The sequence below is a fragment of the Streptomyces sp. SID14515 genome, assembly GCF_010548505.1.
GTDB classification, from domain to species: domain Bacteria; phylum Actinomycetota; class Actinomycetes; order Streptomycetales; family Streptomycetaceae; genus Streptomyces; species Streptomyces caviscabies.
Genome location: NZ_JAAGMH010000006.1, coordinates 1 through 22,162, shown reverse-complemented (window position 1 = coordinate 22,162; position 22,162 = coordinate 1). Strand labels below are relative to the sequence as shown.

The following is a 22,162-nucleotide window of genomic DNA, read 5'->3' as shown; positions in this document are numbered from 1 at the left end:
ATCAAAGGGGCGGCCGGAGGACCGCCGCAAGGGAGGAGTCAGCTAGCTGCCACGGGCGGCCCGCCGAGAGACCGGAGCCGGTCGTGGACCAGGCGGCCGATCTCCGAGACGGCGCCCGGCGACATCATGTCGTTGTGCGTCGCGGCCAGGGGGTGGGTGTCGATGCCCCCGCCGACGTACGGGCTCCACTTGTCGACCATGCGCTGCTCGGCCTCCTCACCGTGTTCGGTGGTCGAGACGACCACCGTCATGCCGCCCCGCAGCTTCTTGGGACGGAATTCCGTCACGATGCGGTAGTTGTTCTTCATCACCTCGGCGAACGCGTCGATGTGATGCGGTTCGAGGCTCCCCAAGGCGCTGTCCCGGCTGCTGACCATTTCCATGACCTGGGCGTACTCGAATACGACGTCCTCACCGATGGAATCGACATCGAATCCCGCGACCATCAGCAGTGCGCGGAAGACGATCTGCTCGGTGTATTCGGGCTGATCGGCGCCGAAGTACTCCTCGAACGGAATCTGGTCGAGGTTGACCAGAAGGCCGATCTCCTCTCCCGCGTCCTGGAGCTGGGTGGCGATCTCGTAGGCGGTCAGCGCACCCATGGACCAGCCGATGAGGTGGTACGGGCCGTGCGGCTGGACCGTACGGATCTGCTCGATGTAGTCCGCGGCCATCTCCGGTACGCTCCGGGCCAGTTCGTCGCCCGGCTTGAAGCCGCGTGCCTGTAGGCCGTAGACGGGGTACTCGGCGCGGATGTGCTTCAGGAACTCGCCGTATCCCCAGGCGAGCCCGCCCGTGGCGTGCACCGCGAACAGGGGCGGCTTCTCCCCGTCGGCGCGGAGCGGCAGCAGGCCTTCGAAGCCGTCGCTCGACGACCCGGAGCCGAGGCTCTCGACGAGCGATGCCACGGTGGGCGTCTCGAAGAGGGCGCGGTTGCTGATCTTGACGCCGAGGACCGAGCGGATCCGGCTGGTGAGCTGAAGGGAGACGATGCTGTCGCCGCCGAGCTCGAAGAAGTTGCCGTCGATGCCGACCCGTTCCAGGCCCAGGGCCTCTGCGAACAGACCGCACAGCAGCTCCTCCCGGGGCGCGCGCGGACCGCGCGACCCCGCCAGCTCCCCGAGATCGGGGGCAGGCAGCGCCTTGTGGTCGAGCTTTCCGTTGGGCGTCACCGGCAGCGCGTCGAGCCGTACGAAGGCGGCCGGCACCATGTACGAGGGCAGGGACGCCGCCAGGTGCCGGCGCAGCTCCGCCTGATCGGCGGCCCCCTCGTCCCCGGCCACCGTGTAGGCCACCAGCGCGGGCTCGCCGGTCTGCTGCGCCCGGACGGTGACCACGGCCTGCGCCACCCGGCCGTGGGAGAGCAGCGCGGACTCGATCTCTCCCAGCTCGATGCGGAAGCCGCGGATCTTCACCTGGTTGTCCGCGCGCCCCAGGTACCTGATCTCCCCCTCTGCCGTCCAGCGGGCCAGGTCGCCGGTCCGGTACATCCGCTCGCCCGGACCGCCGAACGGGCAGGCGACGAACCGTTCCGAGGTCAGCGGGGTCCGGCCGAGATAGCCACGTGCCAGGCCGGCGCCGGCGATGTACAGCTCACCGGCGACTCCGGCCGGGACCGGGCTCAGACCCGAGTCCAGGATGTACACCCGGCTGTTGTGCACCGGACGCCCGATCGTCGGAGTGCCCGTGCCGGCCGTCAGCGGTTGGCCGATCGTGGCCGCGACGGTGGACTCGGTCGGACCGTAGGCATTCACCATCCGGCGGTCCGGAGCCCACCGGTCGACGAGTTCCGCCGAGGTGGCGTCACCGCCGACCACCAGGGACCGGAAAGCGGGGAAGCCGCCGGCCGGTACCGATGCCAGCGCCGCGGGCGGAATCAGCGCGTGCGTCACCTCGAGTTCCAGCAGCACCTCGGCCAGGACGTCCCCGGCCAGCGGCCCCGGGGGCGGGACCACGAGCGTGGCGCCCGCCGCGTACGTCATGCAGATCTCCAGCACCGACGCGTCGAAGCTGGGTGACGCGTACTGCAGTACCCGGCTGTCCCCGGTCACGTCGAACCGCTCCACCTCCACGGCCGCGAAGCTGGCCAGCCCGTGGTGGGTGACCACGACGCCCTTGGGGCGGCCGGTCGAACCGGACGTGTAGATGAGGTACGCGGGCTGTGCCGTGTGGATCGGCACCGCCGGGTTGTGCGTCGGGTGCCCGGAGAGATCGGCGTCGTCCAGGAGGAGGCGCGGTGCGCCACCGCCCTCCGGAAGCCGCCCGGCGTGCTCCGTGTCGGTGATGACCAGCACCGGGGCCGCGTCATCGAGGATGTAGGCGATGCGTTCGGCCGGATAGTCCGGGTCCACCGGCAGATAGGCGGCGCCGGCCTTCACCACGGCGAGCTGCGCCACCGCGATGTCCACCGAGCGGGGCAGCGCGAGGGCGACGACGCACTCGGGCCCCACACCGCGTTCGACCAGGGCGTGCGCGAGCCGGTTGGCGCGCTCGTTCAGCTCCGCGTAGGTGAGCCTGAGATGCCCGGCGTCCACGGCGACCGCCGACGGGGTGCGGGACACCTGGGCCTCGAAGAGCCCGGGCAGGGTGACCGGTTCGACGGGCCGCTCGGTGTCGTTCCACTCGACCAGAATCGTCCGCCGCTCCTGCGGGGTGAGGACGTCGACACCTGCGACAGCGCGCGCGGGATCGGCGGTCACCACGTCGAGGAACCGCTCCAGCCGCACGGCCAGCGCCTCGACCGTCTCCGGGTCGAAGAGCTCCAGCGCGAACTCGATGCTGCCCTCGATGCCCGCCGGGGCGCCGTCCGGGCCCAGCCGCTCGCCGAACTGGAACGACAGGTCGAACTTGGCGACGTCCGTGCCCGTCGGGTACGGGATCATCCGGGCCCCGGGCACCTCGGTCTGCACGGTCGCGTTGTTCTGGAACACCAGCATGACCTGGAAAAGGGGGTGCCTGGCCATGGAACGGACCGGGTTGAGCTCCTCCACCAGGCGCTCGAAGGGCACGTCCTGGTGGGCGTAGGCGGCCAGGTCGGTCGCCCTGGCCTGTTCGACGAGCTCGCGGAAGGACGGATTGCCCGAGAGGTCGGTGCGCAGGACCAGCGTGTTGACGAAGAAGCCGACGACATCGTCCAGCGCCTCGTCGGTGCGGCCCGCGATCACGCTGCCGAGCGGGATGTCGTCCCCGGCGCCCAGCTTGCCCAGCAGGGCCGCGACCGCGGCCTGCATCACCATGAACACACTCGCACCGCACGCGTGCGCCAGGTCCACCACCCGCTGATGGATGTGCGCGGGCAGCCGCAGCGGAATCGTCCGGCCCCGGTAGTCCACCACCGGCGGCCGGGGCCGGTCCATGGGCAGCGGTATCTCCTCCGGGAGATCCGCCAGCGCCGCACGCCAGTAGTCCAGCTGTCCGGCCAGCGCGCCGGCCGGATCGCTCTCCTCGCCCAGCACCTGCCGCTGCCACAGCGTGTAGTCCGCGTACTGGACCGGCAGCGGTTCCCACTCCGGTGCCGCCCCGGACAGCCGCGCCCGGTAAGCCGTCGCCACATCCCGTGCCAGGGGCGTCAGCGACCAGCCGTCGCCCGCGATGTGGTGCACCACGATCAGCAGCACGTGCTCGTCGGCGGAGACCCGGAAGAGCCGCGCCCGCAGCGGGATGTCCCGCGCCAGGTCGAAGCCCTCCCGGGCCGCGGCGCCCACCGCGCCGTCCAGTTCCTCCGAGGACACCACCGTGACCGGCAGCTCCAGGGCGGTCGCCGTGGAGCTGAGGATGTCCTGGCGGGGGCGGCCGTCGGTGTCGGGGAAGACCGTCCGCAGACTCTCGTGACGGTCCACCACATCGCGCAGCGCGGCCTGGAGGGCAGCGGGGTCCACGTCGCCGAGCAGCCTGGTGGCGAGCGGAATGTTGTACGCGGCGTTCGGCCCCTCGAAGCGGTTGAGGAACCACAGCCGCCGCTGGGCCGGCGACAACGGGATCTCCGCCGGACGCCGCATCACGCCCAGCGCCTGACGGGAGCCGTCGGCGGTGTCCAGGCGCTGCGCGAGCCCGGCGACGGTCGGCTGTTCGAAGATCTCGCGCACCGCGAGTTCGACGTCGAACACCGTACGGACGCGGCTGACCAGGCGGGTGGCGAGGAGGGAGTGGCCCCCGAGCTGGAAGAAGCTGTCGTCGATTCCTACGGTCTCCAGGCCGAGGATCTCCGCGAAGAGCGTGCAGAGGACCTCCTCACGCGGGTTCCGGGGGTCGCGGGACGAGGCCAGGCTGCCGAAGTCGGGCGCGGGCAGGGCCTTGCGGTCCAGCTTTCCGTTCGGCGTCAGCGGGAACGACTTCAGTACCACGAAGGCCGAGGGCAGCATGTATTCCGGAAGCGTCAGCGCCGCCCGGCTCCGCAGCTCGTCGGCGTCCGGCTCCTCATCGCTCCGCGCGGGCACGACGTAGGCCACCACACGCTTGTCGCCCGGCCGGTCCTCCCTGACCAGCGCCGTGACCTGGCCGACGGCCGGATGGGCGGCGACGGCGCTCTCGATCTCGCCCAGTTCGATCCGGAAACCGCGGATCTTCACCTGGTGATCGACGCGGCCCACGAATTCCAGCTGTCCGTCCGGCCGCCACTTCACCAGGTCGCCGGTGCGGTACATCCGCTCGCCCGCGGTGCCGAAGGGGCTGGCGACGAAGCGCTCGGCGGTCAGGCCCGGCCGACCGCGGTACCCGTGTGCGACTCCCTCTCCCGCGATGTAGAGCTCTCCCGGTATGCCCGCCGGCATCAACCGCAGCCCGGCGTCCAGCACATACACCTGGGTGTTGGCGATGGGACGCCCGATGGACGGGTCGCCCTCGGCGAAGACCTCGGCGGCGGCGGACCAGATGGTCGTCTCCGTCGGGCCGTAGAGGTTGACGACCCGGGAACCGAGCTCGGCCATCGCCCGGGCCAGCGGGGCGGGCAGTGCCTCCCCGCCGACCAGCATGTGCAGGCCGCGCACGGCTTCGGGGCGCTCGGTGACCAGACTCTGCCAGAGCGAAGGGGTCGCCTGCAGGATGGTCGCCCCCGTGCTCCTCACCAGCTCGGCGAGGAGCGCGGTGTCCCGGACCTCGTCCGAGGCGGCGATCACCACCGACGCTCCGCAGACCAGCGGCAAATACAGCTCAAGTCCCGCGATGTCGAACGCCACCGTCGTCACGGCGAGCAGCCGGTCGGACGGCTGCGGAGACACCCGCTCACGCATGGCGAAGAGGAAGTTGACCAGGTTCCCGGCCGACACCACGACACCCTTGGGCCGGCCCGTGGAACCGGAGGTGTAGATGGCGTACGCCGGGCTCGCGGGCGAGAGCGGACCGGTCCGCTCCACGGCGGCCAGGTCCTCCCCCGAGAGGGCCGCCAGAGCGGCCTGCGTGGTCCCGTCGTCGACGACGACCAGGTCGGAGGGGTCCACCGGCAGTCCCGTCGCCGTGCTCGTGCCGGCGATCACACAGACGGGCCGCGCGTCCGAGAAGATGTACGAGACCCGGTCCGCCGGGTAGTCCGGATCGATCGGCAGGTACGCCGCGCCGGTCTTGGCCACCGCGAGCAGAGCGATCGGCAGCTCCGCGGTCCGCGGCAGGGCCACCGCCACGTAACTCCCCGGTCCGACCCCGCGGGCGATCAGGAGCCGTGCCAGCCGATTGGCCCGGGTGTTGAGCTGCGCGTAGGACAGGCGTGTGCCGCCGGACAGCAGCGCGTCGGCGTCGGGTGTCCGCGCGGCCTGGGCCTCGAACAGCTCCGCGAGGACCTCGTCGGGCACGTCGCGGGCCGTGTCGTTCCAGTCGACGAGCTGCCGGCGGCGCTCGGCGTCGGACAGCACATCGAGCTCGCGCACCGGACGCAGCGGATCGGTCATCGCCTCGGCCACCCGCAGCAGGTGACCGAGGACGCGTTCGGCGGCTTCCGGAGCGAAGACATCGCCGCGGTAGTCCGCCCGCACCAGCAGCCGTTCGCCCATCGGCATCACCGTGACGCCGATCGGGTAGTGCGTGGCGTCGAGGGGCTCGGTGCCCCGAACCGTCAGATCGCCGAGCGACTGGGCCATCGCCTCGTTGTCCACCGGGTAGTTCTCGTACACGAGGATCGTGTCGAAGAGCTCGCCCAACCCGGTCATCTCCCGGATGTCGGTGAGCCCCACGTGCTGGTGGGCCATCAGCTCGGACTGCTGGTCCTGGACGCGGCGCAGGAGGTCGCCCACCGTTTCGGCGGGGTCGAGCCGGACCCGTACCGGCAGGGTGTTGATGAACAGCCCCACCATCGACTCGATGTTCGGGATCTCCGGCGGCCGGCCCGACACCGTGGTGCCGAACACCACGTCGTCCCGGCCGGTCAGGTGCCCCAGGGTGATGGCCCAGGCGACCCCCATGAGCGTGTTCAGCGTGACGCCGTGTTCACGGGCCCTCTCACGCAGGGCCACCGCGAACTCCGGTGACAGCTCCCGCGAGATCCGCTCCGGGACGACCGGCAACCGCCCGGGGTCCACCGGCGCCAGCAGCGTCGGCTCGTCGAGGCCGTCGAGCGCCCGGGTCCACGCCTCCGCGGCAGCACCGCGGTCCTGCTTGGCCAGCCAGACGAGGTAGTCCCGGTAAGGGGCCACCCGGGGTAGAGCGGAGTCGTCCCCCTGCGCGGCGTACAGCTCGAACAACTCTCCCAGCAGCACCGGGTAGGACCAGCCGTCCAGCAGGATGTGGTGGTTGGTGATCGTGAAGAGGTGCTGCCCCTCACCGAGGGCGACCAGACTGAACCGCACCAGCGGGGGAGCGGTCAGATCGAAGCGCCGGTTGCGGTCCTCGTCCAGGTGACGGGCCAGCTCGGCCTCACGGCGCGATGGAGACAGACCACTGAGGTCGAGCTCGGACCACGGCAGCCTCACCTCGGCCGGGATCACCTGGACGGCCTCCCCGTTGTCCAGAGTCCGGAACCCGGCCCGCAGGTTGGCGTGGCGCTTGAGGAGGGCGTCCGCGGCCGCCCGGAGCGCCGCGCCGTCCAGCTCACCGCCGATCTCGAAGGAGAACTGGACGGTGTAGACGTCGTAGCCCTGCTGGTCGTAGAGGGCGTGGAAGAGCAGACCTTCCTGGAGCGGGGCGAGCGGCAGAACGTCCGCCAGCTTCGGCTGCCCGGCCTCCAGTTCGTCGATCTCGCTCTGCGCCAGCCGGACCAGCGAGAGGTCGGACGGCGTGTGGCCGCCCGTACCCGGCCCTTCGGCGTGCGTGACGATCGCCCGCAGGGCGCGGAACCAGGTCTGGGCCAGGTCCCGCACCTCGTCCTCGTCGAACAGCTCCCGCGGCCAGGACCAGTTGGCGACCAGGGACGGCCCCTGGGGCGTCTCCCGTGCCATCGAGTTGAGCGTCAGCGCGTGGGTCAGCGGCATCTGGGGGTCGGCGGCTCCGCCCAGCCCGCTCCCGGAGTCGCCTTCCTCCTCGGAGGCCGAACCGCCCAGCCTGCCCAGGTAGTTGAAGCTGATCTGGGGGGTGGGGAGGGCGGCGAGGGTGGGTGCGGTGTCGGGGTTGAGGTGGCGGAGTAGGCCGTAGCCGGCGCCGTTGTCGGGCAGGGCCCTGAGCTGTTCCTTGATGCTCTTGACGGCGTTGCCGACGGCGGGGCCGCCGGTCCATACGTCCTCCCAGGCGTCTTCGGTGACGCCGGGGGAGAGGTGTACGGGGTAGAGGCTGGTGAACCAGCCGATGGTGCGGGAGATGTCGGTGCCGGGGACGAGTTCCTCACGGCCGTGCCCCTCCAGGTCGATCAACGCGCTGGAGCAGTCGCGGCCCCGCCGCCGCTGCCAGTCCGTCACCGCCAGTGCGAAGCCGGTGAGCAGTACGTCGTTGACGCCCGCGTGGAACGCCGCGGGCACCTGGGACAGCAGCGCCCGCGTGATGTCGGCGGGCAGCGAGACCGACAGGCCCCCGGACGTCGCCACGACGTCACGGCGCGCGTCGAGCGGGCGGGAGCCGAGCAGGGGATCCTCGCCCTGGAGCATGGCGGTCCAGATGTCCAGCTCGCCGGTACGCTCCCCGGCCGCCCGCACCAGCCCGTCGGCCCAGGCGCGGAACGAGGTGCCCACCGGCTCCAGGTCCGGCTCACGGCCGGCCGAGACCGCCTCGTACGCGGCGACGAGATCGGGCATCAGGATGCGCCAGGACACTCCGTCCACGACGAGGTGATGCGCCATGAAAAGAACCTGCCCGGGAGCGTCGGGCCCCGCGTCGTGCCACACCACCTGCACCATCACCCCGTCGCCGGGGGACAGCCGCTCCTGGGCGGCCTGCGCGGCCTCGCTCAGAGGCACGGCACGCGCGTCGGCCCGCCGCACGACATCCTCGGCCCGGACAGCGCCCCGGGGGGGAACCTCCAGCGACCAGGTGCCGTCCGGCGTCCTGTCCAGCCGCAACCGCAGCGCGTCGTGGTGGTCGAGCACCCCCTGGAACGCCTTGGTCAGCGTCCCGAGGTCGTAGTCGCCCGGGACCTGCATCATCATGGCTTGGTTGAACCCGTCCACGGGACCGCCGGTCTCCCGCAGATGGTGAATGATCGGCGTCAGCGGCACCGCGCCCGTCGCGCTGTCCGGCCCGGACCCTTCGGAGGTGCTGCTCCCCGCCTCGTCGGAGAGCTGTGCGGAGGCGGCCAGCGCCTCCACGGTCCGCAGCTGGAAGACGTCACGGGGCGTGAGAGCCAGTCCCGCACGGCGGGCCCGGCTGACGAGCTGGATCGAGATGATGCTGTCGCCACCGAGCTCGAAGAAGCTGTCGTCGATACCGACCTCCGGCAGGCCGAGAACCTCCGCGAACAGCCCGCAGAGCAGTTCCTCGCGCGGGGTGCGCGGGCCGCGGCCGACGACCTGGCGGCTGAAGTCGGGTGCGGGCAGTGCCTTGCGGTCCAGCTTCCCGTTGGCGGTCATCGGCAGGGCGTCCAGGACGACGAACGCCGACGGCACCATGTACTCCGGCACCCGGTCCGACACATGGGCGCGCAGCACCTCGGTGTCGGCGCTCCGGCCGGCCGGGACGACATAGGCGACGAGGCGCTTGACGCCGGGCTGGTCCTCCCGCACCACCACCGCGCTGTGCGCGACCGACCGGTGGCCCGTCAGCACCGAGTCGATCTCGCCGAGCTCGATGCGGAAGCCGCGGATCTTCACCTGGTCGTCCGCGCGCCCCAGGTACTCCAGCAGCCCGTCGGCCGTGCGGCGCACGACATCGCCGGTACGGTACATCCGCTCGCCCGGGACGCCGTACGGGTCCGCCACGAACCGCTCGGATGTCAGCGCCGAGCGCCCGAGATAGCCGCGAGTCACCTGCGGTCCCGCGATGTACAGCTCGCCCGCCATGCCCGCGGGAAGCAGCCGCAGCCGGCTGTCGAGGACATAGGCCCGGGTGTTCCCCAGCGCCCTGCCGATCAGGGGCTTCTCGCTCTCCGCGAAGGGGAGGCAGAGGGTGACGACGGTGCATTCGGTCGGGCCGTAGTAGTTGAAGGCGGATACGTCGGGCAGTTCCCGCATCTCCTGCCAGAGAGCGTCGTCGGTCGCCTCGGCGCCGATCTCCAGCAGACGCGGGCGGTGCTCGGCGGCATCCATCAGCCCGGCCGCCAGCAGCTGCCGCAGATAGGTCGGCGTGGAGAAGACGAAGTCGAGGCGCTGCTGCCGCACGTAGCCGACCATCTGCTCCGGGTCCCGGCGCACCTCGTCGTCGATGACGTGCAGCTCATGGCCGTCCAGCATCCAGATCAGACCGTTGACCGACGCGTCGAAGGTGAAGGCCGCCGTGACACCGGCGCGCACCCGCCGGTCACCCAGCGCCTGTGACCCGGGCCGGAAGAGCTGGGCCCGCTGACTGTGGAAGAGGCTCACGGCGTTGCGGTGCTCGACCGCCACACCCTTGGGCCGGCCCGTCGAACCCGAGGTGTAGATCACGTACGCGAGGTGGTCGGCCCCCACCGGGGCGATCCGGTCGGCCTGGACGAGGTCCTTGTCCGGCAGACCGGCCAGGGCCCGCTCGACCGCGGGGTCGTCCAGGACGACCCGTGGTGTCCCGGCCGCCACGTCGGGCAGACCCGCCGCGGTGCCGTGATGCGTGATCAGGCACGCCGGAGCAGCGTCGTCGAAGAGGTACGCCACCCGGTCGGCCGGGTACTCCGGGTCCAGGGGCAGATACCCGGCGCCCGACTTGAGCACCGCGTACAGGGCCACGACCAGGTCCGCCGAGCGGGGCAGCGAGAGCGCCACGACCCGCTCGGGCCCGGCCCCCCGCTCGACGAGCAGTCGGGCCATGCGGTTGGCGCGGCCGTTGAGCTCCGCGAACGTCAGCCGCTCCGTGCCGCACACCAGAGCCGTGGCGTCCGGGGTGAGTGCCGCCTGCGACTCCAGCAGGCCGTGCAGCGTCTCCTCGGCCGGCAACTCCAGCACGGGTCCCGTGCTCTGCGCCAGCAGCAGCGCGTTCTGCTCGGGGGAGCCGAACTGCCGCAGCCCGACCGGACGCTCGGCGTCCTCGTCGACCGTGCTGAGAAGAAGCACGAGGCTGTCGGCGAGAGACCGCGCCAGCGCGGGATCCAGCACATCCGGCTGGTAGGCCAGGGCGAGTTCCATGGTCTCGCCGACGAGTACGGCGATGGTGAGCGGGTAGTGCGTGTCGTCGCGGTTCTCGCTCGCCACGATGCCGAGCGCACCGGAGGACTTCTGGAGGCTCTGCGAGTCGACCGGGAAGTTCTCGAAGACGAGGATCGAGTCGAAGAGTTCGCTGTGCCCGCTCAGTCGCTGGATCTCGTTGAGCCCCAGGTGCTGGTGAGGCATCAGCTCCGACTGCTCGTCCTGGATCCGGGCCAGCAGATCGTTCAGGCTCTCGGAGGGATCGATGCGGACCCTGACCGGCAGGGTGTTGATGAACAGACCCACCATCGACTCGACCCCGGGGATGTCGGCCGGACGGCCCGAGACCGTCGCACCGAACACCACGTCGTCGCGGCCGGCCAACCGCCCCAGCACCATGGCCCAGGCCGCCTGGACCACGGTGTTGACCGTCACCCCCGCCCGCCGGGCGGCCCGGCCGAGCGCCGCGGTCCGCTCGGCCGACAGTTCCACGGTGAGCTGCCCCCGGCTGAGCGAGGTGCTCCGGCTTCCGGTGGCGAGCAGCGAGGGCCCGTCGAGGCCCGCCAGGGAATGCCGCCAGGCCGCTTCGGCGGCCGGGCGGTCCTGCCGGTCCAGCCAGCCGAGGTACTCGCGGTACGGCGTCACACGAGGCAGCCCGGAATCGTCACCGCCGGTGCCGTAGAGCTCGAACAGCTCGCCCAGAACACGGGCGAACGACCATCCGTCCAACAGGATGTGATGGTGCGTCACCAGGAACCGGTAGCGGTCCTGCCCGACCCTGATGAGGGTGAAGCGCACCAGCGGAGGACGGGCCAGGTCGAACCGGCGGGCGCGGTCCTCGGCGATCAGCCGGTCCAGTTCCCGTTCGCGTTCGGCGTCGGACAGACCACGCAGATCGGCATCGGCCCACGGCAGTTCCACTTCGCGGGAGATCAGCTGGACCGGTTCGCCGTTCTTACGGGGCCGGAATCCGGCTCGCAGACTCGCGTGCCGGCGCAACACGCCGGCAGCGGCCCGGCGCAGGGCTTCCGCGTCCAGCTCACCCTCGATCGCGAAGCTGAGCTGGATGGTGTAGACGTCGGCGTCGTCCTCGTCGTACATCGAGTGGAACAGCAGCCCCTGCTGCATGGGCGAGAGCGGGAGAACATCTTCGAGACCGGACTTCGTCATTGCGTTTTCCTTCGGCATCAGTGATCTCCGCTCAGAGCAGGAAGTCGTCTTCGAACTCGGCGATCTCGTCCTGCGACAGGCCTCCGAGCGAGAAGTCGGAGGCGGTGCGACCGCCGGCGTCCGGCCCTTCGGCGTGCGTGACGATCGCTTCCAGGGCCCGGAACCAGCTCTCCGCCAGGTCGCGTACGTCTTCCTCGTCGATCAGTTCCCGCGGCCAGGACCAGCCGGCCGTCAGGGTGGGCCCGTCGGGTCCGTCGATCGCCGCGGCACTGAGGACGAACGCGTACCTGAGCCGCATGCCGTCGTCGCTGCCGCCGCTCACCCCGCTGTCCGCCTCGGGAGCGGGGGACCAGGCGGTCGTCCCGCCGGAGCCGCCCTTCTTGCCGGCCAGTTCGAAGCGGCCCAGGTAGTTGAAGCTGATCTGGGGGGTGGGGAGGGCGGCGAGGGTGGGTGCGGTGTCGGGGTTGAGGTGGCGGAGGAGGCCGTAGCCGGCGCCGTTGTCGGGCAGGGCCCTGAGCTGTTCCTTGATGCTCTTGACGGCGTTGCCGACGGCGGGGCCGCCGGTCCGGATCTCTTCCCAGGCGTCTTCGGTGACGCCGGGGGAGAGGTGTACGGGGTAGAGGCTGGTGAACCAGCCGATGGTGCGGGAGATGTCGGTGCCGGGGACGAGTTCCTCACGGCCGTGCCCCTCCAGGTCGATGAGCGTCCCGGTGGTGTTCTGCCCGCGGCGACGTCGCCAGTCGGCGACGGCCAGTGCGAAGCCGGTGAGGAGGATGTCGTTGACACCCGCGTGGAAGACGGCGGGAACGGTGGTGAGCAGAGGCTCGGTGAGATGAGGGGGAAGTTCCACGGAGAGCGCGCGACTGGTGGCCGCGGTATCCCGGTCCGGGTCGAGAGGACGGTTGCCGAGCAGCGGGTCCTCGGCCCCGAGCATGGCGGTCCAGGTGTCCAGCTCCGCGGTGCGCGCCTCGGTGGAGGCGGCCTCGACCAGCCCCTGGGCCCAGCCGCGGTAGGAGGTTCCGGGCTGTCCGAAGTCGGGCTCGCGTCCGGCCTCGGCCGCATCGTGCGCGGTGGCGAGATCCGGGAGGAGTATGCGCCAGGAGACTCCGTCCACGACCAGGTGGTGCGCCATCAGGAGCAGGCGCCCTTCGACGCCCGGACCACCGTCGAACCAGACGGCCTGGAGCACGACACCGTCGTCGGGCGCGAGTGCGTCCTGAGCCGGCTTGGTCTCCTTCGCCATCAGGCTGCGCAGTTCGCCGCCGTGGACGCCGGCGGTGTCGACGCGGCGCAGGATCCACGCGGCGTCGACGTCACCCTTGGGCCGGACGGTGAACGTCCATGGGCGGCCCTCGGTCCGCGTGGTCCGCAGGCGCAGGATGTCGTGGTGGTCGATGAGGGACTGGAGCGTCGTGGTGAGTGTCTCCACGGTGGCGGTGGCGGGCGTCCGGACGACCATGGCCTGGTAGAAGCCGTCGATCTCGCCGCCTGCCTCGGACAGCCAGTGGATGATCGGCGTCGCCGGGAGGTCACCGGTCCCCGCTTCGGGGTCGTTCGGGGTGTCGACCGCGCTGCCGTCGGAGGCCACCGCGATGGCGGCGAGCGCCTCGACGGTGCGCTGCTGGAAGACGTCACGCGGTGTGAAGACGAGCCCGGCCGCACGGGCGCGGCTGACCAGCTGGATGGAGACGATGCTGTCGCCGCCGAGGTTGAAGAAGTTGTCGTCGATGGTGACGGTGTCGAGGTTGAGGGTTTCGGCGAAGAGGGTGCAGAGCAGTTCTTCGCGGGGGTTGCGGGGGCTGCGGCCGACGACTTGGCGGCTGAAGTCGGGTGCGGGGAGGGCTTTGCGGTCCAGCTTCCCGTTCGCGGTGAGGGGGAGTTCGGTGAGTGTGATGAATGCTGCGGGGATCATGTGGTCGGGGAGGTGGGTGGCTGCGTGGGTGCGTAGTTGGTCGGGGTGGGGGGTGTGTCCGGGGGTGGGGAGGGTGTAGGCGATGAGTTGTTTGTTGCCGGGTTGGTCTTCGCGGAGGAGGACGGTGGTGTGGGTGATGTGGGGGTGGGTGGTGAGTGCGGTTTCGATGTCGCCGAGTTCGATGCGGAAGCCGCGGAGTTTGATCTGGTCGTCGCTGCGGCCTTGGTATTCGATGGTGCCGTCGGTGGTCCAGCGGGCGATGTCGCCGGTGCGGTACATGCGTTCGCCGGTGGTGCTGTGGGGGTTGGCGGTGAAGCGTTCGGCGGTGAGGGCGGGGCGGTGGGTGTAGCCGTGGGCGAGTTGGATTCCGGCGAGGTAGAGCTCTCCGGGGACGCCGACGGGGACGGGGCGCAGGGCGTTGTCGAGGATGTAGGTGCGGGTGTTCCAGATCGGCCGCCCGATCGGAACACCACCACCACTGCCACTACTACTGCCACCACTACTGCCACTGCCACTGCCACTGCTTCCACTGCCACCACTACTGGTGGTGTCACTTCCACTGCTGCTGGTGGTGGTGGTGTGGTGGGCGGTGACGTCGACGGCGGCTTCGGTGGGGCCGTAGAGGTTGTGGAGTTGGGTGGTGGGGAGTTGGGTGTGGAAGCGGTGGGCGGTGTCGGTGGGGAGGGCTTCGCCGGAGGAGATGATCCGGCGCAGGGTGGTGCAGTGGGGGGTGGTGGGTTCGGTGAGGAAGGCCTGGAGCATGGAGGGCACGAAGTGGGCGGTGGTGATGCCGGTGTTCTGGATGAGGGTGGTGAGGTAGGCGGGGTCTTTGTGGCCTTCGGGGCGGGCGAGGACGAGGGTCGCGCCGGTGCGCAGGGGCCAGAAGAATTCCCAGACGGAGACGTCGAAGCCTGAGGGTGTTTTCTGCAGGACCCGGTCGGTGGTGTCGAGTTGGTAGGTGTCCTGCATCCAGGCGAGGCGGTTGTTGATCGCGTCGTGTCCGACCACGACGCCCTTGGGGCGTCCGGTGGAACCGGATGTGAAGATCACGTAGGCGGGTGCGTTCGGTGCGACCGTCACGTCGGGGCGGTGTGCGGGGTGTTCGGTGCCCCGGCCCTGGTCGGTGTCCAGCAGCAGTTGCGGCACTGGTGTCGTGGGCAGTTGCGGGGCGGTGCTGGTGGTGGTGAGGAGGAGTGCGGGGGTGGCGTCCTGGAGGATGGTGCTGATGCGGTCGGCCGGGTAGTCCGGGTCGACCGGTACGTACGCGGCGCCCGCTTTCAGGACGGCGTAGAGGGCGGTGACCAGTTCCACGGAGCGGGGGGCGGCGACCGCGACGAACGTTCCCGGCCCCACTCCCCGGGCCACCAGTGCGTGCGCGAGCTGGTTCGCCCGGGTGTCCAGTTCCGCATATGTGACAGCCTGGTCCTCGAAGAGGACGGCGGTCGCGTCCGGGGTGCGGGCCACTTGATCCTCGAACCCGGAGACCAGGGTTCCCGGTGTCACCGTGTGGTCGGTCGCGTTCCATCCCTCGACCACCCACCCACGCTCCACCGCAGAGAGCAGACTCCTACGGCCAACGGGCAGTTCGGTCTCGGTGATCGAGCTGACCAGCAGATCCCGGAGCTGCTCCCCGATCGCCGCCACGTGCGTGCGGTCGAAGCGGTCGGGGCGGAAGTCGAGGCGGAGCTCGAAGGCGGACTCGGTCTGGGCGGCGATGAGGCTGAGCGGGTAGTGAGTGGCATCGCGGCTCGTACCGGAGACGATGTGCAGGCCCTTGCTGCCCTGCTCCAGCGTCTCGTCGTCGATCGGATAGTTCTCGAACACGACCAGCGTGTCGAAGAGTTCACTGTGCCCGGTGAGCCGTTGCACGTCGTTCAGACCGATGTGGTGGTAGGGGAGCAGCGCGGTCTGCTGCTCCTGGACGCGGCGGACGAGGCCGCCCAGTGACTCGGACGGGTCGAGCACGACCCGTACCGGCAGGGTGTTGATGAACAGCCCCACCATGGACTCGATACCGGGGATGTCCGCCGGACGGCCCGAGACCGTCGCGCCGAACACCACGTCGTCGCGGCCCGTCAGATGGCCGAGCAGCATGGCCCAGGCAGTCTGTACGGCGGTGTTCGTGGTGACGCCGAGCTGACGGCACCGGGCGAGCAGAAGCGCCGTCTCGTCCGTGGAGAGTTCGACCACCAGGCGCTCCGGAAGGGCGAAGTCCTGGTCATCGGCGGGGCCGGCCAGCAGCGTCGGCTCCTCCAGGCCGCTGAACTCGTTCGCCCAGGCAGCCTCGGCCTCCGTACGGTCCTGCTCGGTGAGCCATGCGAGATAGTCGCGGTACGGGGTCACCCGGGGCAGGCCCGAGGCGTCGCCCTGCGTGGCGTACAGCGCGAAGAGCTCGTCCAGCAGTACCGGTGTCGACCAGCCGTCCAACAGGATGTGGTGGTTGGTGACCAGGAACCGATGACGGCCGGTGCCCAGGGTCACGAGCGTGAAACGCATCAGCGGGGGAGCCGTCAGGTCGAAGCGCCGGACACGGTCCTCGCCGACCAGGCGGGCCAGCTCAGCTTCGCGCTCTTCCTCCGGCAGTCCGCTCAAGTCCACCTCGGTCCACGGCAGATCGACCTGCTGGGGGATCACCTGAACCGGATCGCCGTTCTCCCGCGAGTGGAATCCGGCGCGCAGATTGGCGTGCCGGCGCAGCAGCTCGGCCGCGGCCGCGCGCAGGGCGGAGCTGTTCAGCTCGCCCTCGAAGCCGAAGGCCATCTGGACGTTGTAGACGTCCGAGCCGTTCTCGTCGTAGAGGGCGTGGAAGAGCAGTCCCTGCTGCAACGGTGCGAGCGGCAGCACGTCGGCCGCCTCGCCGTACCGCGCGAGTCCGTCGACCTCGGCCTGTGTCAGCGCCACGAGGTCGAAGTCGGACGGGGTGTGGCCGCCGACGCGGGAACCCGCGGCGTGCGTGACGACGGCTTCGAGCGCGCGGAACCAGGTGTCCGCCAGTGCGCGGACCTCGTCCTCGTCGAACAGTTCCCCGGCCCAGCTCCAGTTGGCGACCAGCGAGCCGCCTTCGACGCTGTCCACGGTCAGGGCGTTCAGTTCGAGGGCGTGAGCCAGCAGACCGTCGGGGTCGCGGCCGTCACCGGTGTCCGTGTCGGGCACCAGCTCCCAGTCCGATGCCGTCGAGGTCCCGTCGCCGAGCTCGAAGCGGCCGAGGTAGTTGAAGGCGATCTGCGGTGCGGGCAGCGCGCCGAGGGCCTTTCCGGTCTCCGGGTTGAGGTGACGCAGCAGCCCGTATCCGGCGCCATTGTCCGGCAGCGAACGCAGTTGTTCCTTGACCGCCTTGAGGGCGTCGCCCACGACGGCGCCACCGTCCCACACCTCGGGCCACTGTGCCGGTGCGACACCGGGGTTGAGGCTGACCGGATAGAGGCTGGTGAACCAGCCGACCGTACGCGAGACATCCGCGCCGGGGACGAGCTCTTCGCGGCCGTGTCCTTCGAGGTCGACCAGGACCCGGTCGCCCTCCAGGCTCCGGCCGCGTCGCCAGTCGGCGACCGCCAGCGCGAAGGCGGTGAGAAGGACGTCGTTGACGCCCGCGTGGAAGGCGGCGGGCACAGTGGTGAGCAGGGGTTCGGTGAGCTGCGGAGGGAGCGTGAGGGAGAGGCTCCGTGCGGTGGCCGCGGTGTCCCTGCGGGGGTCGAGAGGGCGGCTGCCGAGCTGGGGGTCCTCGGCCCCGAGCATGGCGGTCCAGGTGTCCAGTTCCGCGGTGCGCGCCTCGGTGGAGGCGGCCTCGACGAGGCCCTGCGCCCAGGTACGGAACGGTGTCCCCACCGCGGGAAGGTCCGCCGTGTCACCGGCGGCGGCCGCCCGGTAGGCGGTCGCCAGATCCGGAAGCAGGATGCGCCAGGAGACACCGTCCACCACCAGGTGGTGTGCCATCAGAAGCAGACGTCCGGCGTTGCCCGGACCTCCGTCGAACCACACGGCCCGGAGTGTCGAGCCCTGGTCCGGGTCGAGAGCGCCCCGGGCCGCACGCGACTCCGCGGAGATGAGCTCCCGCAGGTCGTCGCCGTGGACGCCTGAGGCGTCGACCCGCCGGAGGACATCGTGGGCGTCGACGGCCCCCTCGGCCCGGACGGAGAGGTTCCAGTCGGCTCCCTCGGACCGCGCCGTCCGAAGACGCAGCATGTCGTGGTGGTCCAGGAGCGTCTGAAGGGCAGCGGTGAGTGTGCGGAGATCCGCACCGACCGGAGTCTGTACGACCATGGCCTGGTTGAACCCGTCGGTGGCGCCGCCGGTCCGGGCGAGCCAGTGCATGATCGGGGTCGCCGGCAGGTCGCCGGTCCCCGCGCCCGGGTCCTGTGCCGCGGAGTCGGTGTCGTCGTCGACACCCGTGGCGATCGCGGCGAGTGCCTCGACCGTGCGGTGCTGGAAGATGTCGCGCGGCGTGAGGACGAGCCCGGCCGCACGGGCGCGGCTGACGAGCTGGATGGAGACGATGCTGTCGCCGCCGAGCTCGAAGAAGCTGTCGTCGATGCCGACGGTGTCGAGGCCGAGGACGTCGGCGAAGAGAGCGCAGAGGGTCTCCTCGCGCGTGTCACGCGGCCCGCGGCCGGTGGCCTGGGCGTTGAAGTCGGGTTCCGGCAGCGCCTTGCGGTCCAGCTTCCCGTTCGCGGTCAGGGGGAGCTCGTCGAGCGTGACGAACGCTGCGGGGACCATGTAGTCGGGCAGGGCGGAGGCCACATGGGTGCGCAGCAGGTCGGTGTCGAGACTCTGCCCGGCGGCCGGGACTGCGTAGGCGATCAGACGCTTGACGCCAGGCTGGTCCTCCCGGACCAGGACGGTGGCCTGCGCGACCGGCCCGTACGAGGACAACGCGGCCTCGATCTCGCCGAGTTCGATCCGGAATCCGCGGATCTTGACCTGGTCGTCCGCGCGCCCGTGGTACTCCAGCTCGCCGTCGACGGTCCAGCGCACGACGTCGCCGGTGCGGTACATCCGCGTGCCCGGGGCGCCGAAGGGGCAGGCCACGAAGCGCTCGGAGGAGAGGCCCGGACGGTTCAGGTAGCCCCGGGCGAGGCCTGCGCCCGCGACGTACAGCTCACCGGGCACGCCGGGCGGAACCGGACGCAGCCCCGTGTCCAGTACGTACACCTGGAGGTCGGGAATGGCTTCGCCGATGACGCTCCCGCCGAGCGTGGCGGCACTCTGCCGGTCCAGCGCGCGATAGGTGACGTGCACGGTGGTCTCGGTGATGCCGTACATGTTGACGAGCCTGGGGGCGGTGTCCGGGTGGTTCCCGTACCAGTCCTCCAGCCGCCGCAGGTCCAGTGCCTCGCCGCCGAAGACCACGGTACGCAGCGCGAGTTCACCCGCCGCGGGATTTTCCTGCTCCTCCTGGACGAGCCGGTAGAACGCGGACGGCGTCTGATTGAGCACCGTCACCCCGGTCTCCGCCAGCAGGGCCCGGAAGTCCCGGGTCGACCGGCTGGTCTCGTACGGGACCATCACCAGCCGTCCGCCGTACAGCAGCGGACCCCAGATCTCCCACACGGAGAAGTCGAAGGCGTACGAGTGGAACATGGTCCACACGTCGTCCGCACCGAAGCCGAACCAGCCCTCGGTGGCGCGGAAGAGACGCACCACGTTCTGGTGAGGGATCATCACGCCCTTGGGGCGGCCCGTGGAGCCCGACGTGTAGATGACGTACGCCGGGTGCAGGGGCGAGAGCGCGGTCGTCCGTTCCGCGTCGGTGACGGGCGTCGCGGGCTGGGCGGCGAGCATGCGCACCACGTCGGGGTCGTCCAGCACCAGCCGGGAAGCGTCGTCCACCTGTACGGAGTCGAGCACCGCGGCTGTTTCGGCCGACGACAGCACGAGCGTCGGCCGTGCGTCCTGGAGCATGTAGGAGATGCGGTCCGTCGGGTAGTCCGGGTCGACGGGCAGGTAGGCGGCGCCGGCCTTCAGCACCGCCAGCAGCGCGACGATCATCGACTCGGTACGTGGCAGAGCCAGGGCCACCAGCCGCTCCGGACCCACGCCCCGGGTGATCAGGCAGCGCGCGAGACGGTTCGCCCGCGCGTCGACCTCCGCGTACGAGAGCGAGGTCCCCTCGCTGGTCACGGCGACGGCTTCCGGCGTACGCGCCACCTGGGCCTCGAACAGCGCCACCAGCGTCGTCGACGGCACGACGGGTGCCGTGGGGTTCAACCCGACGAGGAGGTGTGTCCGCTCCTCGGCCGACAGCACGTCCACCGAAGCCACCGGGGCGTCCGGGTTCCCCAGGGTGCCCTCCAGCAGCCGGACCAGGCGCTCGGCGAACGCCGTGACGGTGGCCGCGTCGAACAGGTCGGTGGCGAACTCGATGCCGCCGTCGATACCCGCGGGCGCTCCGTCGTCGTCGAAGCGCTCACCGAGCTGGAAGGCGAGGTCGAACTTCGCGATGTCCAGGCCCACGGGGTAGGGCTCGACCCGGGTGCCGGGGATGTCGGTCCGCTCCGCGGCGTTGTTCTGGAACGACAGCATGACCTGGAAGAGCGGGTGCCTGGCCAGCGAGCGTTCCGGGTTGAGTTCGTCGACGAGGCGCTCGAAGGGCACGTCCTGGTGGGCGTAGGCGGCCAGGTCCGTCTCCTTCACCCGGTCGACGAGTTCATGGAAGGTCGGGTTCCCGGAGAGGTCGGTGCGCAGCACGAGGGTGTTGACGAAGAAGCCGACGAGGTCGTCGAGCGCTTCGTCCGTACGCCCCGCGATCGTGCTGCCGATGGGGATGTCCTCGCCGGCGCCGAGCTTGTTCAGCAGGGCGGCCACCGCGGCCTGCATCACCATGAACACGCTTGCGCCGCGTGCTCGGGCGGTGTCCACGACCTGCCGGTGGAGGTGCGGGGTCAGATGCAGCGGCACCACCCGGCCCTGATGGCCGGAGACGTCCGGACGCTGCCGGTCGGTGGGGAGGGCCAGCTCCTCCGGAATGCCGTCCAGAGTCCGGCGCCAGTAGTCGAGTTGCCGCGCCATGGCGCTGTTCTGATCGTCCTCGTCGCCGAGGATCTCGTCCTGCCAGAGGGTGTAGTCGGCGTACTGGACCGGCAGCGGCTGCCACGCGGGGGCCGCTCCGGCGCTGCGCGCCGCGTAGGCGGTGGACAGGTCCTTCGACAGAGGGGCCATGGACCATCCGTCGCCCGCGATGTGATGGATGACCAGCAGGAGGACCTGCTCCTCGGGCGTGACACGGAACAGCTGGGCACGCACCGGCAGATCGCGTTCCAGGTCGAAGCCCCGCTGTGCGGCCGCGCCGATGCGTTCGTCGAGTTCTTCGGTGGTCACGTCGGTGACGGTGAGGTCGACGGTCGCCTGTTCGGGGGTGTGGATTTCCTGGCGGGGGTGGCCGTCGGTGTCCGGGAAGGTGGTGCGCAGGCTCTCGTGCCGGGTGATGACGTCGTTCAGCGCCGCGCGCAGGGCCGGCACATCGAGAGTTCCCAGCAGACGGACCGCCAGCGGGATGTTGTACGTGGCGCTGGGGCCCTCCAGTCGGTTGATGAACCAGAGGCGGCGTTGGGCGGGGGAGAGGGGGGTGTGGTGGGGGCGGGGTCGGGGGGTGAGGTGGGGGCGGGTGGTGGGGGTGGTGGTGTCGAGGTGGTGGGCGAGTCCGGCGACGGTGGGGGTTTCGAAGATGGTGCGGACGTCGAGTTCGGTGTCGAGGGCGGTTCGGATACGGCTGATGAGGCGGGTGGCGAGGAGGGAGTGCCCGCCGAGGTTGAAGAAGTTGTCGTCGATGGTGACGGTGTCGAGGTTGAGGGTTTCGGCGAAGAGGGTGCAGAGCAGTTCTTCGCGGGGGTTGCGGGGGCTGCGGCCGACGACTTGGCGGCTGAAGTCGGGTGCGGGGAGGGCTTTGCGGTCGAGTTTTCCGTTTGCGGTGAGGGGGAGTTCGGTGAGGGTGATGAATGCTGCGGGGATCATGTGGTCGGGGAGGTGGGTGGCTGCGTGGGTGCGTAGTTGGTCGGGGTGGGGGGTGTGTCCGGGGGTGGGGAGGGTGTAGGCGATGAGTTGTTTGTTGCCGGGTTGGTCTTCGCGGAGGAGGACGGTGGTGTGGGTGATGTGGGGGTGGGTGGTGAGTGCGGTTTCGATGTCGCCGAGTTCGATGCGGAAGCCGCGGAGTTTGATCTGGTCGTCGCTGCGGCCTTGGTATTCGATGGTGCCGTCGGTGGTCCAGCGGGCGATGTCGCCGGTGCGGTACATGCGTTCGCCGGTGGTGCTGTGGGGGTTGGCGGTGAAGCGTTCGGCGGTGAGGGCGGGGCGGTGGGTGTAGCCGTGGGCGAGTTGGATTCCGGCGAGGTAGAGCTCTCCGGGGACGCCGACGGGGACGGGGCGCAGGGCGTTGTCGAGGATGTAGGTGCGGGTGTTCCAGATCGGCCGCCCGATCGGAACACCACCACCACTGCCACTACTACTGCCACCACTACTGCCACTGCCACTGCCACTGCTTCCACTG

The 22,162-nt window shown here is 70.5% G+C and carries 2 protein-coding genes; both read right to left on the bottom strand.

Annotated features, from left to right (window positions below):
* Positions 1 to 38: 38 nt before the first annotated feature.
* Positions 39 to 11,771: a non-ribosomal peptide synthetase gene (locus tag G3I54_RS01170; protein WP_164610158.1), complete on the bottom strand. Its 11,733-nt coding sequence runs from the start codon at positions 11,769 to 11,771 to the stop codon at positions 39 to 41.
* A 31-nt stretch (positions 11,772 to 11,802) separates the two neighbouring features.
* A partial coding sequence (locus G3I54_RS01165; RefSeq protein WP_164610156.1) for a non-ribosomal peptide synthetase occupies positions 11,803 to 22,162 on the bottom strand: 10,360 nt, incomplete at its 5' end.